This is a genomic window from Candidatus Omnitrophota bacterium (genome assembly GCA_028717245.1).
GTDB lineage: Bacteria > Omnitrophota > Gorgyraeia > Gygaellales > Profunditerraquicolaceae > JAGUYA01.
Genome location: JAQUOD010000008.1, coordinates 53,627 through 68,834, shown reverse-complemented (window position 1 = coordinate 68,834; position 15,208 = coordinate 53,627). Strand labels below are relative to the sequence as shown.

Below are 15,208 nucleotides of genomic sequence, written 5' to 3'. Positions count from 1 at the left end.
ACTTTAAGAACGAACGCAGCCTTAACCTTTGGATATTTGGCCTTATTAAACACATAAACCTAAGGCCGATTCAACAACCTAAGAGGATGCTTCAATACGAAAGTGCGAAATAATCCTTGCATTACTGTCAAATATAAAAGATTGCGGCTCGTTTTTTTTGTTGTTATAATATAATACTTTAGGGGGGGGAATAGCTATGCTTTTAGAATACTTTAAGATTACGGGTTCTGCGGTAACGCAGATTTTCCTGCTGGCAGCGTTGGGCTATTTTTTAATCAAGAAAAACATCCTCGGCCCGGAAGGCATGAACGCGCTCAGCCGCCTGGCTATCGATATTACGCTGCCGATTTTAATCTTCTGCCAGTTACTGGCGGATTTTACCTTTAATCTCTATCCCCGCTGGTGGCTGATACCCCTGGCGAGTATCGCCGTTACCATAGCAGGGTTGATTGTCGGATTTTTATTCATAGGCCTTGTGAAAGGCCGCCAGCATAAACTGCAGTTTTTGAGTTTAACCGCTTTTCAGAATTCCGGTTATTTACCGCTTGCGCTGATAGCGGCATTGCTGAGCGCCGATAAAGCTTCTGACATGTTTATTTATCTGTTTTTATTCCTCTTAGGATTCAACCTGGTGATGTGGTCAATAGGCGTATATATATTGACTTTTACGCACGCCAAAAAATTTGAACTGGGCAGCTTCTTCAGCCCGCCGGTAATTGCCGCTCTGTCAGGTCTTTTGTTTATATACCTGGGGTTAGATAAATTCCTGCCGCAGGCGGTTTTAAAGCCCATGCGTACAGTCGGCGATTGCACCCTTCCTCTAGCAATGCTTGTGGTGGGAGGAAATCTGGCCTGTATTCATTTGGGCCACATTGATAAGAAGGCGATGTTTTTACTGGTATTAGCAAAGCTGATTATCCTGCCTGCTTTAGGCTTGTGGATAATGGTAAAATTCAGGTTTACGGGATTGCCGGGCTTACTAATCCTTATGCAGTTAGCCATGCCTTCGGCTACATCATTGTCCCTGATTACCGGCCACTATAAAAAGGAAGACCTGCTGATCAGCCAGGGCATATTTGTCAGCCATATTATCAGCGTTTTGACCATACCGCTATTTTTGAGTTTGTATTTTACGCTGGTCATGTTAAAATGAGTAAGCCCATTGCCAGTAATAAAAAGGCGCACAGAGATTATAGTATCTTAGAGACCACAGAATGCGGCATAGAATTAAAGGGGAGTGAGGTTAAGTCTTTAAGGCTGGGCAAGATGAGTTTAGACGATAGTTTTGCCCGCGTCGAGCGTAATGAAGTTATATTATATAATACCCATATCAGCCCCTATGAGCAGGCGAGTTATCTGAATGTTGAACCCACTCGGCCCAGGAAGCTGCTCCTGCATAGAAATCAGATTCGGAAATTAACCGGCCAGGTTACCCAGAAAGGTTTTACTTTAGTCCCTTTAAAGGCATATTTTAACGAAGGGGGTTTTGCTAAAATTGAACTGGCCGTTTGCAGAGGCAAAAAACTTTACGATCGGCGCGAAGATATGAAACGCAGGGAAACGGAAATGGAGATGCGCCGGGTCTTGAAAAGCGGAAGAAAAAGCAAATTATAGTTTATTGAGTTAGTTGAGTTCTTTGAGTTCTTTGAGTTAAACTCTACAAACTCAATTAACTCTATGAACTCAATGAACTAACAAACGGGGGTGAACAGGTCTCGACTTAGGTAAGTCGGGTAAAAGTAGCATGTCGCGGAGGCGAGGTTAGCCGCGTTAACAATCCTTGCACAATATAAACGCAAACACGCAAGTGTCACGTTTAGGAACGATGTTTGAGTCACCAGTAATGGCGGCTCGGATGCCGTTTATTCCAGCCTTCAGCCCTAATTAAGGTTGAAGCCTCTATTCGTCCTGCCTGTGGGATGAAATAGAGCGGCTAAGCAGGCTGGCCTGGGTAAGTTAGCCTTTGGGGCCTAAGGCGAGAGCATAAAAGGCTGCGTTTTGCAAATCCTGCCCTGTAGGAGTTGCAAAGCCAAGTTTAAAATGCGGGGCTAAACATGTAGCGACTTTTATCTGATTATTTAAGGACCCCGGTTCGATTCCGGGCACCTCCACTTAAATTATGAAAATTAAAAAATTATCCATTCTGGTTATTGGTTATTGGTTATTGGTTATTGGTTTATCCGGCTGCGCCACAGTCCCCAGAGGCCAGGTGTTCTCTACCTATAATATCGGCGGCACAGCCTATGTCTCGTTGCTGAATCTGTGTGAATCCGAAGATATAACCTGGGAATATGATACGTTTACCCGGGTAGTCAACCTGTCGAAGGGGGCGCATAATATAGATTTGATGGTAGGAGAGAGGCTCATTCTGGTAGATGGCGTGGGACAATATCTTAAACACCCCGTTGATTTGTATCAAGGCGCAGTAGTCGTGCCCTATAAATTCAAAGAACAGGTTTTGGACTCTTTATTTGGGAAAACTTATGCCAAGCAGAGCGTGCCTTTAACCAGGATAAGGAAGGTCGTTATCGATGCCGGGCATGGCGGAAATGACCCGGGTACTATCGGTAAAAGGGGCTTAAAGGAAAAATATGTCAATCTGGATATTGCCAAGAGATTAGCTAATCTCTTGAAAAACGACGGCCTGGAAGTGATAATGACGCGCTCCAGCGACACGTTTGTCCCGCTTTCGCGCCGGGTGGCGATAGCTAATAATGCAAAGGCAGACCTTTTTATCAGCATACATGCCAATGCCAACCGAGTCAGGAGCCTGAGCGGTTTTGAGGTATATTGCGTTACTACCGCAGTAAATGATTCCAAACGGGCATTAGATAGCGCAAGGCAGGGGGCGCCGCCGGATATAGACAGGTCTTCTTTTGCGCAGTCCCCGTCTTTAAATCTAAAAGCAACAGTCTGGGATATGATTTATACCTCTAACCGCGCGGATGCATTAAGGTTATCCCGCTATGTTTGCCGCACCATAGACAAAAATTTAAACACTAAGGTCCTGGGCGTAAAAAACGGCCCCTTTTATGTTTTGAAAGGCGCGCATATGCCGGCGATTTTAATTGAGGTAGGTTATCTTTCCAATTATAACGAAGAGCGCCTGATTAATAATGGTTATTACCGGCAGCAGTTAGCTGAAAGCATAGAGCAGGGGATACGTAATTATATCAGGAATTCTGCGTTTACGGAGGTTGCCAAGCGATGAAATCAATAGGCGTATTTGACTCGGGCGTGGGCGGCCTGACTGTGGTTAAGGAATTAATCCGGCAGCTGCCTTACGAAGACATCATCTATTTCGGAGATACCGCGCGCGTGCCTTACGGCATCAAATCCAAAGAAACGGTCATCAAATTTTCCATAGAGAATATCCTTTTTTTATTGAAACAGGATGTGAAGCTAATCTGTGTTGCCTGTAACACCGTATCCAGCATTGCCTTACCGGTAATCAAGAGCCATTTTCGCGTGCCTATAATAGGGGTGATTACGCCAGGGGTGCGTGAGGCGGTTTATGCCACGCAGAATAAACATATAGGCGTTATCGGCACGCGCGGCACCATCGAGAGCCGCGCCTATGAAAACGAAATCCGGCAGCTTGACCCGAAAATAAAAGTTACGGCTGTTGCTTGTCCTTTATTCGTGCCCTTTGCCGAAGAAGGCTGGCTTTCAGGCAGTGAGGTTTTAAACGTGGCTAAAAAATATCTTAAGCCCCTGAAGAATGCGCGCGTGGATACGGTCATCTTAGGATGTACGCATTATCCTCTGCTTAAACCGGTAATCAAAGAGGCATTAGGCAGCGGCGTTACGCTTATTGATTCCGCTAAACAGGTAGCTATAGAAGTAAAAAAGATTCTTTCCGCGGAGTGCCGCCTGCTGAATATGGCCCCCCGCAGAGCCAGGCGTAAATTCTACGTCAGCGATAATACCAGGTGGTTCGCTGATGTAGCGGGGAGGTTTTTAGGCACGCCGTTATCCGACGTAAAAAAGGTGAGCAGTGTATAGTATAAAAATCGAATCCTATTTTAGCTCGGCGCACTACTTACGCGCTTACAAAGGTAAATGCGAAGAGCTGCACGGCCATAATTGGAAAGTAGAAGTCAGCGTAGAAGCAGAGAAATTAGATAAAGCAGGCATGATTTTGGACTTTCATGATTTAAAGTTAGCCATAAACATGGCCTTGGAAAAATTAGACCATAAATGTTTGAATCATATCGCTTATTTCCGAAAATTTAACCCTACCTCGGAAAATATCGCGCAATATATCTATAAAAATCTTAAATCAAAGGTGAAGGGCCTTAAGTTAGTTACGGTCTGGGAGAGCCATAACAGCTGCGCCTCTTATTATGAGATATGAAAAAGGCCATAGTCTTATTATCCGGCGGGCTCGATTCTGCCGTAACTTTATATCTGGCTAAAAAACAGAAGTTTCAGTGCCACTGTCTGACTTTTAATTATCATCAACGCCATCGCCGGGAAATTGAGAGCGCCAGGGCAATAGCACATAAGGCAGGATGTGCTATTATAATAGAGAATATCAGTTTACCTCGCAAGGGTTCAGCGCTCCTGGATACGCATCTGCGTATTCCCCGCTTGCATCCGCAGCGTGAGAGGGTAAGCGAATATATACCCACAACTTATGTCCCGGCGAGGAACATCATTTTTTTAAGCTTTGCTTTATCTTTTGCGGAGACGGAAAAGGCAAAGGCATTATTCATCGGTGCGCATAGTGAGGATTATTCGGGGTATCCGGATTGCCGTCCGGCATTCTACCGCGCTTTTCAGAGAGTAATCGACTGCGGGACAAAGGCAGGGGTTGAGCATAAAGGGATTAAAGTAGTTACGCCGTTACTGCATAAAAGCAAGGCAGAGATTATCCGTCTGGGCAGTAAACTCGGCGTGCCTTTTGGCCTGAGCTGGTCCTGTTATCGGGGAGGGGAGTCCCCTTGCGGTAAATGTGATAGTTGCTATTACCGCCATAAAGGTTTTCAGGAAGCCGGGATAAACGATCCGTTAATAACCAGATAGGGATGAGGATAAAAGGAAAAATTACAGAAGTCTTCAGCAGCGTGCAGGGCGAAGGCCTTTATTTCGGCGAAGAACAGATCTTCGTGCGTTTTTTCGGCTGTAACCTTAAATGCAAATTCTGCGATACGCAGTTAGACCGTTTCACGGAATATGAACCACAGGAGTTGTTGGAAGAACTGAAGTTGTATCATGATAATCACCGCACCATATCCTTTACCGGCGGGGAGCCCCTTTTACAGAAATATTTTTTGAAAGAGATGCTCAAGCTGACTCAGAAAGAAGGTTATAGTAATTATTTGGAGACTAACGGCATATTGTACAGCGCCTTAGAAGACGTTATAGACTATGTGGATATCGTAGCTATGGATTTGAAATTGCCTAGTTCCACGGGATTAAAAGATTTCTGGCATTACCATCGCCGTTTCCTGGATGTGGCATCCAAAAAAGAGGTGTTCTTAAAAATAGTAGTCTGCCATTCCACGACAGAAGAGGACATCAGGGGGGCCTTAAGTTTAATCGGCGGGATAAATAAATTTCTCATCCTGATTTTGCAGCCAAACACTTATGAAGATGAAAATAGCATGCGCGCAAAATTAGATTCTTTTAAGAGTATTGCCAGCGAAAATGATATTACCAGCTGCATCATCCCGCAGCTGCACGCGAGAATAGGGATAAAATAATATGGCTAAGAAAACCAGCAGTTACGAAGGCCGGCAAAAAAATATCCGTAGATTAAAGGCCCCTGTCATAGAGGTCTGGGAGAACCAGTATCCGGACAAATTGTATACCGTTTGCCTGGAGGTCCCGGAATTTACCTGCATTTGTCCTAAGACCGGCCTGCCGGATTTCGCCAATATTAGCATTGAATACGTGCCGCATAAATACTGTATAGAATTAAAGTCTTTTAAGATGTACGCCATATTCTACCGTAATATCGGCATCTTCCACGAGCATGTGATTAATCGGATGCTGGATGATTTCGTATCTGCCTGTAAACCGCGCTGGGTAAAGATTAAGGGTGTATTCAACCCCCGCGGCGGAATAACCACCAGCATTATCAGGGAGTATAAGAAGGAATGAGAATAATCCCGGCCCATAAAATCAGGGACGCGGTTTCTGAATTATGCATCAGGGCGAATACGGTTTTAAGAAAGGATGTCCTTAAGCAACTCAAAATCGCCTCTTTGAAAGAAACAAATAAGCGCGCCAAGAAAATATTAGGAGCGATTATGGCTAATGCTGGACTCGCCAGGAGAAAAAGATTGGCTATCTGCCAGGATACGGGATTACCGGTTGTCTTTTTAGAAATCGGCCAGGAGGTAAAAATTTCCGGAGACTTAAAGTCAGCAGTAAATAGAGGCGTAGAGTCAGGATATAAGAAAGGGTACTTGAGAAATTCTATAATTAATAATCCGCTCTTAAGGGGTAAGCCCGGATATTCTCCCGTGGTAATCCATACCGAGATTGTCAGGGGCAAGAGGTTAAAAATAACTGTCTTGCCTAAGGGTTTTGGTTGTGAAAATAAAAGCCAGCTAAAAATGTTTAATCCTACGGTGGACATCAATGAAATCAAGGGATTCATTCTGGAGGCAGTAAAGTCAGCAGGCCCGGATGCCTGTCCGCCCTACATTGTAGGCGTGGGTATCGGCGGCACTGCGGATTACGCCATGTTTTTAGCCAAGAAAGCGTTATTAAGAAAACCAACGACCAACGACCAACGACCAACGACCAAATTAGAAAAAGATTTACTAAATAATATCAATAAATTGAATATCGGCCCCATGGGTTTAGGCGGCGCGGCTACCTGCTTAGGAGTAAACATCGAGACATATCCTACGCATATCGCCGGTCTGCCTGTAGCGGTAAATATCAGCTGTCACGCTTTACGCAGCGCCCCCAAAACCATATAATCGCACCTGGTACAAACTCAATCGGGCACCTGGTGCGAAATTAAGATTGTACCTGTCCCATTTTAAGAATGAAAAAAATAAATACACCCTTAACCAGAGAAAAAATTAAAGAATTAAAAAGAGGCGAGGAAGTTCTATTAAGCGGGATTATCTATACTGCCCGGGACCAGGCGCATAAGAGGTTAATACAAGAGAAGAGGCCGCTTCCAGGTTTAAAGGATGCGGTAATTTATTATTGCGGTCCTACCCCCGCTGTTAAGGGTAAGGTTATCGGCTCCTGCGGCCCCACGACAAGCAGCCGAATGGATGAATTTACGCCGGCACTATTGAAAAAGGGCGTATCGGCTATGATCGGCAAGGGCAGGCGTTCCGGAGAAGTAATACAGGCCATAAAGAAATACGGGGCAGTATATTTTTTGACTTATGCCGGATGCGGCGCGCTCTTGTCAAAATATATTAAAAAATCTACCGTAGTTGCTTACAAGGATTTGGGCCCGGAGGCAATTTATAAATTAGAGGTGAAAGATTTTCCGTTAATTGTGGGGATAGACGCAACAGGAAAGAGTCTTTATAAAGTTTAAAAGTTTTCCCGCTTTGTAATCTAAGTATGCCAGCGGGATCCCGCCCTAATATAAGAGGTCATAGCGGGAAAATGTTTAAAAGTTCAAATGTTAAGTGAGAAAGCGAGGAGATGATGGTGCGTTTAGATGGCAGGGGATTGGATAAAATAAGGAAGGTGCAGATCAGCCGTAATTTTCTTAAGTACGCAGAGGGTTCATGTTTAATAGAGCTGGGTAATACCCGCGTTGTCTGCAGCGCCTCTATCGAAGATTCGGTGCCGCCTTTTTTAAAAGGCAGCGGCACAGGCTGGGTAACCGCGGAGTATGGCATGCTCCCGCGTTCCTGCCAGACGCGCATTCACCGCGGCAAAGATTCCGGCCGCACCTATGAAATACAGAGGCTGGTGGGCCGTTCATTAAGGGCGATCATCGATATGAAACCCATAGGCGAACGCACTATCTGGTTGGATTGCGATGTTATTCAGGGCGACGGAGGAACACGCACTGCCTCCATCACCGGAAGCTTTATCGCCCTTGCCGATGCCCTGCATAAACTCAAAAAAGACGGCCAGTTGAATAAGATTCCCATTAAGGACTTTGTGGCAGCTACCAGTGTAGGGGTGGTCAGCGGCAATGCGCTTTTGGATTTAAATTATGAAGAAGATTCCAAGGCCGAAGTAGATATGAATATCGTAATGACCGGCAAAGGAGAATTTATAGAAATCCAGGGCACTGCCGAACGCAAGACCTTCAATAAAGAACAGATGGATAAGCTTTTGGGGCTAGCTCAAAAGGGAATTGCAGAGCTCATTGATATCCAGAGAAATCTCTTGAAAGATGTTGTTTAAATGTTTTCCCGCTTTGTAATTTAAGTACGCCAGCGGGATCCCGCCTTCATATAAGAAGCCTGAGCGGGAGAAAGTTTGAATGTTTAAATGTTCGAAGTTAAAAAAAGAATTAGTAGTAGCCACCAAAAATAAAAAGAAATTAGAGGAGATTAGAGAGATCTTAAAGCCCTTGAGGCTGAAAATATCTTCTCTGGCAGACTATCCCAAGCCGCCCCGCATCATTGAAAACGGCAAGACCTTTCGCGAGAACGCTATAAAGAAGGCAGTCAGGATTGCTCGCTTTACCCGAAAGATGACTTTAGGAGAAGATTCAGGGCTCTGCGTGGATATTTTAGGCGGTAAGCCCGGCGTCTACTCTTCGCGCTTTTCCGGGAAAGGCAAGAGCGACCGGCAGAATAATTCAAAATTACTTAAGCTTTTAGGAGGGTTACCCGTTAAAAAAAGGAAGGCGCATTACTGTTGTGCTGTGGCCCTGGCGGATAAAGACGGATTAGTGGGAGTTACAGAAGGTAAGTGTAGCGGCTTTATCGGTTTTACCGGAAAGGGCCATTTCGGATTCGGCTATGACCCTTTATTCGTCATCCCTAAATATCAAAAGACTTTCGCGCAACTGGGGCCTGCCGTAAAACACAAGATGAGCCATCGTTTCCGCGCCCTGCGTAAGACAAAGCCGATTATTTCTACTTGCCTAAAATAAAATCCTTAAGGTTTTTTATCAAATCCGCAGCTACGGGGACAATTTTATATTTAGGGTCCTGGATTGTCCCGCTTACCTTGATAGTCAGGGCATCGCTTAAGCCTCCCAATATCGCTGCGGTAAATTTTCTGATGTCCGATGAGTCGCGGATGAGCTCTTTGTTTACTTCGGTATAGACCGTAAAGCCCAATGCCCCGTCAAATCCCAGCTGACCCTGGCAATTTAGCTTCATTTGGTCGCTGGCTAACTTGAGGTTATCGGTAGAGATGTTTTTATCGTTAACCACGAAATCCGCGGAGGCCTCTTTAAACACGATTTTTTCATAATCCGACAGCAAAAATAATTCTCCCAAGCCCTTAAATAGGTTAAGCTGCCACAATTTCCCATTTTTGACAGAAATCGCGCCCTGGCCTTTTAAGCTGTCCGGGCCGTTAAAATTGCCCTTTAAATCCGCGGTAAGACTCAATGTCCCCGCTATGTCCTGGTTTTTAAATTCCGTATCCGACTTTAATTTGGCCAGTTCAATCCTGGAGGCGTCAAATTTTAACGCGTACTCCGGAAGGGCCGGCTTTAAATCAGATATAAAATTGAGGCTTATCACTCCCGAATAAGCAGAAGCAGTAAGCGGTACGACTTTCAATATTCCGTTTTTTTGCGCGGCTTCGATAGAGAATTCCGTAAGTTTCAGGCCATATACGGAAAATGTAGGGGCAGTAGCAGTCAGGGATGCCTCCCAGTCTTTATAAGCCGGCGCCTTGCCTTTTAACGCCCCTTTGATATTCAAGATACCCTGCGGTTTTATTTTTTTCAGATTTTCCGCCAGGGCAGGGGGGAGGAATCCGAAAGCGTCTTCGGGCTTAAGGTTAACTTCGGCGTACATATCTAACATAGGGTTAGCCCTATCTTGCGTATCAATATTGCCTTTGATATTGAATTTAGAATCAAGGTATTTACCCGTCAAGGCATTTATCTTTATCAGGTCATTTTTAATCTTGATGTCAGAGGCTAAATCCAGTTCTTTAGAAGTAAGCGTAAAGTTTAACTGGGGGGCATTAAAGCTTGCCAGTTTCCCTATAGAGGTATAGGCGGTATCCAGGTAATTAAAAGATAAATCCGTCCACTTTAAGGTATCGGTAGTTAAATCGATTTTCCCGTTTATATTCTTTAGCGGATCTTTTAATAATGCAGCCTCTATTTTTGCGTCTTTTAATTCCAGGTTCGCTTTTATGCCCAAGGGAAGTTTGTTTATGGGGCCTTCTATATCTATGCGGGTTTTGGAGGTGCCGCTTAAATTAAAACCCTTGGGTTTAGAAGGTAGGATTGAAAATAATTTTTCTAAGTTGAGTTGTTCGCAGGTAAGGTTGGCTTTGAGAGAAGGGTTTATAAGGTTTTCTATCGCGCCATTAAGCAGGAATGCGCAATCCAGCGCTTGTAACTTTAGGTTATTCGTCCAGATCCGGTCATTGGTCAAACCTATGTCCCCGGAAATATTATTTAATTTATTTATATATTGAATCCCGGTAAGATTAGCCTGCAGGAGCTGTAAATTGGCCTGATAGTTGAAGATGTCTTTTTTACGGTCATAACTTAACTCCGGCACGATATTAATATCCCCTGTCAGGTTCAGGTTGCCTTTGCCTAAGGCCAGTCCTTTTACCGCAAGGGATCCTTTCAGGTTCGCAAGGCCGTCTTTAAATTTCAATTCAAATTTACCGTTTTCTACCGCTCCTGTGGCAATAGAAAAGGGCAGGCCCCTGAAATAAGGATTGAATTCGGGGAGAATAAGGTTGGCTAAGCTGATTTTTGCGTTAAGCTCTTTAGAGAAAAAGCCGTATTCTCCCTCGCCGGATACTTTAGTGATGGTCTGTTTATCCGAGATGATTTTAGCCTGGGTTAAAAATGCAACTTTATCTATTGGTTTAAGATTAAAGCCCATGCTGAAATCCTGGATGGTTCTGGTGAATTTAGGCTCGAAGTGCTCGTCTTGAAAGGTGCCGCTTCCGTTAAAGATATTTATCTTGTAGATGAAGAAAGAAAGTTTAACCCCGGGTTTATCCTGTGGTTTATCCTTAAGAGAGAATACGCGCGAAAAATTAAAGTTATTGTCTTTTTGGTAGCGGATGTATAAATACGGAGAGTCTATATGTATTACGGGGATTATAATTTTCCTTTCTTTGATTAAAGGCAAAAAGAGGATGTGGCAGGAGGTTTCTTTGACGGTGAGCAGGGTGTTTTCTTTATCTTTGGTTTTATCGTAGATAACAATGTCATTGATGATAAAGCCCCTGATGAGGCTGTATTTTATTTTCCCTATTTCTACATTGTAATGCAGGGATTGTGTTAGGGTATCGGCCAGGAGTTTTTTGGCTTTAGTGGGCAGGAAAACATTATTAAGGTAGATTATGCCGCAGAAGACGGAAAAGATAAGGAGCAAAGCGATAACGATAAATATTTTTTTCTTCATAACTGATTATAGTCTACTCTAAAATTTAGCGTTTGCAAAGTTTTTTTTGAGTGTTATAATTAAGTGGTATTAAATTAGTTAGGATTAACGGGGCGTGGCTCAGTTTGGCTAGAGCGCAGCGTTTGGGACGCTGAGGTCACAGGTTCAAGTCCTGTCGCCCCGATTTGATAATTTGTTTTATGCGCCTGTAGCTCAATTGGATAGAGCACCTGCCTTCTAAGCCGGTTGTTGGCCGTTCGATCCGGCCCAGGCGCACCATATAATTTAAACCATATAAGCCATGAAAACATTACAAAAAATCTTAATCATCGGAGTTATTTGTTTCGCGTTCATCTTTGCGCTTGCTTCTGTATTTTTGCTTTTACAGGGCAAAACACTTGTCAGCAAGCAGCTTGAGAATTTAACAGGCAAGAAAACTAATATAGGTTATATCGGTTTGACCCTGCCTTTAAATTTAGAGGTCAGAAAGCTGAATATAGAAGGCCTGGCGAAAGTAGATTATGCCTCTATTTCTCCGAGCGTATTAGGGTTATTGAGCGGAAAAATCGTCTTAAATGATGTCAGGCTGGTAAGGCCGGAATTTACCTATGAGAAGCAACTCTCCGTAGCGGCTAGCAATTCCGGCAATACGGCTGTTCTTATCCCCGCATCAGTAACCACAAAGGGCCTTTCCTCTACGGATAAAAGCCCGCGCCCTGTGGCTCTGGCGTTTAAACGTTTAAGTATAAAAGAGGGTAAGTTATATTTTATCGATCATACGGTAGGCAGCGAGGGGATCAAGATTACCGTAGAAGATATAAATTTCACCCTGACCAATTTCTACTTGTATCCGTATTCGGTAGCTACGGATTTTAAATTAGAAGGAAAGATTCCCTGGCAGCAGGGAGAGCAGGAGGGCAGTATCGAAGCAGAAGGCCAGCTGAATTTATTCAAAAAAGAGATGCAGGCCACTCTAAAGATTAATGATATTGATGCCGTTTATCTTTACCCTTATTATTCCCAATGGGTGGATATAGAAAAGGCGCACATAGAAAAGGCCAAATTGAACGTGACCAGTAATATTACCGGTACGGCAGGCGATATTGTTTCCAAGTGCCGGCTGGAACTAAAGGACGTTGTATTCAAGAAACCGGAAATCGTGGAGGGGCAAGAGAAGGCCCAGAAGATTATTTCTACGGTAATGGATATTTTCAGCGCTATCAGCAAGACGAATAAGCTGGTCTTCAATTTCACGCTGAAAAACAAAATGCCCAGTTTTTATTAATTAGATCTGGTGGTTATTTTAATTAGTTAGAACGTATGACTGTGGTTCAGTTAATTATATTGACATTTTTACCGTTTTTTGATAGAATTCCATTATGCCATATAGAAAATGTAAGATTTGCGGCAAGGAATTCTATGTAAAGCCTTTTCATGCGAAAAAGGGTTGGGGTAAATGTTGTTCCGTAAAGTGCCGCACTAAAGCGCAGTTTAAAGGTAAATGGGTTGAATGTGCTTATTGCGGCAAAAAAATTTGGAGGACGCCTAAAGATTTTAAAAGGTCAAAACGAAATAAATTCTTCTGTGGCGTAGCTTGCCATTGTTCTTGGGAGAATAAGAATGTCCGTTATGGTGTTAATGCTCCAAATTGGATTTCTGGGGAAACTGTTTACCGTGATTTAATGCGCAGGTATAATATTCCATATAAATGCGCAAGGTGCGGGATTTCCGATAAAAGGGTATTGATTGTCCATCATAAGGATGGGAATAGAAGAAATAATAAAATTGATAATTTAGAAAGAATATGCTGTAATTGTCACGCTATTCTGCATGCATAACAAATAATTTTGGTGGCTGTAGCTCAATCGGTCAGAGCGCTAGACTGTGGCTCTAGAGGTTTTGCGGGTTCGATCCCCGTCAGCCACCCCATTTTTCTTTCGGCCATTTTTGGGCGAAATAAACATAAGGTAACTTGTAGTCAAAACGCAACTTAGCGTCGGCGAGCCGAAAGTTCGAGCCAATCTTTTTCACAAACTCCCGTTTTTCTTCCAGCGATCCCTTCCGCGCTATGTAACTGGCTTGGCCAGCAGAAGTTACAATAGTTCGAGCCAGTTCGAGCCAAACTTTACCCTTGCCCTCATCGCTTGTCAATTTTTCCTTCAATTCTAACTTCTCACTGAGCAAAATTGACTTCTTTTTCTTGTATTCCTCTTCGCTTATAACCTGACTAATGTAGCTATCTAAGAGCATATTAAGTTTTCGGTCTATCTCTGTAATCCTGTTATTGAGGGCAAGGGTAGAAGCAGAGGGAGGTAGACCAGCAGAAGCCTCGCTATCTATCTTATCAAACAAAAATTTCTTTAAGTCTGTGCTAATCGCAACTTTTTCGATGGCTTCGCTAATTTGACTGACGAGCGCATCCTCTCGCAAGAAAGGTTGCCCGCATCCGCCGCGCTTACGAGTGCAACGATAATAGATATATCTCTGTTTCTGGATTTCGGAAGTGATCATACAGCCGCACTCGGCGCATTGTATAAAACCGCGAAAGACATGATAATGCGGTGCGTTAATGTGCGGCTTACTGCGTAGCCTAAGCGCGACCTGCGCTTTATTAAAAAGTTCTTTAGTTATAATCGGCGGATGCGTGCCTTCGTAGAGTTCGCCTTTAAATCTGAATGCGCCGAAATAAAAAGGATTCTTGAGGATGCGCTCGATATTGCTAAGGCTCAGCCTGACATGTTTCCTTCTGCTGGCCAAGCCAGAGGCAGTCGCCAATTTTCTTAACTCTTCCATTGAGTAGCGGCCAGTCGCATACAGTTCGAAAAGTTCTCTAATCTTATGCGCGGCTTCCGGCACGACTTCTATTGAGTGATCAAGGATATTATTTTTATAACCTAAAGGAGCAAAGCCCGGATATTCACCGCGCCTTAGCTTCTGGCGGAAGCCGCGCAAGACGTTCTCAGAGAGATTATCAACAAAATACTTCGACTGGCCGAAGATAATCGAGAGCATAAACTTTCCTTGTGCCGTATTCTCGAAGCTGTAAGTAGGAAACCGCAAATCCACCAGTTTGCCTGTGTCGGTTAAGTAAATTATCTTCCCGCCATCCATCGAGTTTCTCGCTAAGCGGTCAGGATGCCAGGCAAGTATTCCGTTTGCCTCGTCTCGCTCAATGCGTTTCACCAACAAGTTAAAAACTTCTCGTCCGGGCTGCTTCGCGGTCTTCGCTTCAAATAGCTCTTCCTTAATAAACAGGTTTTGTCGCTTAGCGAATTCTCTTAATTCCGCAAGTTGCGCTTCGATAGAGAGGACTTGCCTGTCTTCCGAATCGGTGGATTTGCGGGCATACAAGAAATATCTGTTCATAAATACCTCCTTGAAAATTGGCGACTGCCAATTAAAATTTTTTGAGCCCTCGATAGCTCAAAAAATCTAAATATTACATAGCGCGGTATAAAGAAAAGATTGGCATTAAGCGAAGCATAAACTTTTGCGCAGCAAAAGCGAACTTTCGGCTCGCCGACGCTAAGTTGCGTTTTGACTACAAGTTACCTTATGTTTATTTCGCCCAAAAATGGCCGAAAGAAAAATGGGGTTCCCTATGGGAGTTGGCTCTAAATTTTTGTCTTTCTCTTCCCTGAGAAACTCCCCCGGGGTAAAGCCCTGAAACAGCTCTATCTCCTCGCCCTTACAAACAAATCTTTCTCCGGAAACAACCTCTC

The 15,208-nt window shown here is 43.8% G+C and carries 16 protein-coding genes, 3 tRNA genes and 1 other RNA gene; 18 read left to right on the top strand and 2 right to left on the bottom strand.

The features are described 5' to 3' along the window. Window positions 1–196: 196 nt before the first annotated feature. The 13 genes from PHV44_05930 to rdgB all read left to right on the top strand — a co-directional run bounded on the left by PHV44_05930 (window position 197) and on the right by rdgB (window position 9,043). On the top strand, window positions 197–1,153 hold the full coding sequence (locus PHV44_05930; protein MDD5592809.1) for an AEC family transporter: 957 nt from the start codon (window positions 197–199) through the stop codon (window positions 1,151–1,153). Beyond that, window positions 1,150–1,614, top strand: coding sequence for an SsrA-binding protein SmpB (gene smpB / locus PHV44_05925; protein ID MDD5592808.1), 465 nt, complete (start codon window positions 1,150–1,152; stop codon window positions 1,612–1,614). Before PHV44_05930 ends, smpB begins: the two co-directional genes overlap by 4 nt. An 86-nt stretch (window positions 1,615–1,700) precedes the next feature. Continuing rightward, window positions 1,701–2,114, top strand: a transfer-messenger RNA (tmRNA) gene (ssrA, locus tag PHV44_05920). 5 nt (window positions 2,115–2,119) lie between these two features. After that, a complete protein-coding gene (locus PHV44_05915) occupies window positions 2,120–3,211 on the top strand; it encodes an N-acetylmuramoyl-L-alanine amidase (protein ID MDD5592807.1) in 1,092 nt (363 codons plus the stop codon). Beyond that, on the top strand, window positions 3,208–4,005 hold the full coding sequence (gene murI, locus PHV44_05910) for a glutamate racemase (GenBank protein MDD5592806.1): 798 nt from the start codon (window positions 3,208–3,210) through the stop codon (window positions 4,003–4,005). The genes PHV44_05915 and murI overlap by 4 nt, the downstream gene beginning before the upstream one ends. Beyond that, on the top strand, window positions 3,998–4,357 hold the full coding sequence (gene queD / locus PHV44_05905) for a 6-carboxytetrahydropterin synthase QueD (protein MDD5592805.1): 360 nt from the start codon (window positions 3,998–4,000) through the stop codon (window positions 4,355–4,357). The genes murI and queD overlap by 8 nt, the downstream gene beginning before the upstream one ends. Continuing rightward, window positions 4,354–5,028, top strand: coding sequence for a 7-cyano-7-deazaguanine synthase QueC (queC, locus tag PHV44_05900; GenBank protein ID MDD5592804.1), 675 nt, complete (start codon window positions 4,354–4,356; stop codon window positions 5,026–5,028). The genes queD and queC overlap by 4 nt, the downstream gene beginning before the upstream one ends. Window positions 5,029–5,030: 2 nt before the next feature. Beyond that, window positions 5,031–5,708, top strand: a complete 678-nt coding sequence (locus PHV44_05895) for a 7-carboxy-7-deazaguanine synthase QueE (protein ID MDD5592803.1) — start codon at window positions 5,031–5,033, stop codon at window positions 5,706–5,708. Window position 5,709: 1 nt separating this feature from the next. Next, window positions 5,710–6,108 (top strand): preQ(1) synthase, encoded by a 399-nt coding sequence (gene queF / locus PHV44_05890; protein MDD5592802.1) that lies wholly within the window; start codon window positions 5,710–5,712, stop codon window positions 6,106–6,108. Beyond that, window positions 6,105–6,938, top strand: a complete 834-nt coding sequence (locus tag PHV44_05885) for a fumarate hydratase (protein ID MDD5592801.1) — start codon at window positions 6,105–6,107, stop codon at window positions 6,936–6,938. The genes queF and PHV44_05885 overlap by 4 nt, the downstream gene beginning before the upstream one ends. 68 nt (window positions 6,939–7,006) lie before the next feature. Beyond that, entirely contained in the window at window positions 7,007–7,519 is a 513-nt protein-coding gene (locus tag PHV44_05880; GenBank protein MDD5592800.1) for a FumA C-terminus/TtdB family hydratase beta subunit, read from the top strand. A 113-nt stretch (window positions 7,520–7,632) separates the two neighbouring features. Further along, window positions 7,633–8,346, top strand: coding sequence for a ribonuclease PH (gene rph, locus PHV44_05875; GenBank protein MDD5592799.1), 714 nt, complete (start codon window positions 7,633–7,635; stop codon window positions 8,344–8,346). A 79-nt stretch (window positions 8,347–8,425) separates the two neighbouring features. Continuing rightward, window positions 8,426–9,043, top strand: a complete 618-nt coding sequence (gene rdgB, locus PHV44_05870) for an RdgB/HAM1 family non-canonical purine NTP pyrophosphatase (GenBank protein MDD5592798.1) — start codon at window positions 8,426–8,428, stop codon at window positions 9,041–9,043. Here rdgB and PHV44_05865 read toward each other — a convergent pair. Continuing rightward, complete coding sequence (locus tag PHV44_05865; GenBank protein MDD5592797.1) at window positions 9,027–11,507, bottom strand: AsmA-like C-terminal region-containing protein; 2,481 nt, start codon at window positions 11,505–11,507, stop codon at window positions 9,027–9,029. The genes rdgB and PHV44_05865 overlap by 17 nt on opposite strands. A gap of 88 nt (window positions 11,508–11,595) precedes the next feature. Here PHV44_05865 and PHV44_05860 point away from each other — a divergent pair. The 5 genes from PHV44_05860 to PHV44_05840 all read left to right on the top strand — a co-directional run bounded on the left by PHV44_05860 (window position 11,596) and on the right by PHV44_05840 (window position 13,415). Beyond that, window positions 11,596–11,670 (top strand) — tRNA-Pro (locus tag PHV44_05860). An 18-nt stretch (window positions 11,671–11,688) separates the two neighbouring features. Next, window positions 11,689–11,765, top strand: a tRNA-Arg gene (locus PHV44_05855). Window positions 11,766–11,787: 22 nt separating this feature from the next. After that, window positions 11,788–12,771, top strand: coding sequence for a DUF748 domain-containing protein (locus PHV44_05850; GenBank protein MDD5592796.1), 984 nt, complete (start codon window positions 11,788–11,790; stop codon window positions 12,769–12,771). A gap of 94 nt (window positions 12,772–12,865) precedes the next feature. Beyond that, a complete protein-coding gene (locus tag PHV44_05845; GenBank protein ID MDD5592795.1) occupies window positions 12,866–13,324 on the top strand; it encodes an HNH endonuclease in 459 nt (152 codons plus the stop codon). Window positions 13,325–13,336: 12 nt separating this feature from the next. After that, window positions 13,337–13,415, top strand: a tRNA-His gene (locus PHV44_05840). Here PHV44_05840 and PHV44_05835 read toward each other — a convergent pair. Next, on the bottom strand, window positions 13,404–14,852 hold the full coding sequence (locus PHV44_05835) for a recombinase family protein (protein ID MDD5592794.1): 1,449 nt from the start codon (window positions 14,850–14,852) through the stop codon (window positions 13,404–13,406). The two genes, PHV44_05840 and PHV44_05835, sit on opposite strands and share 12 nt — an antisense overlap. Between the last annotated feature and the right edge of the window lie 356 nt (window positions 14,853–15,208).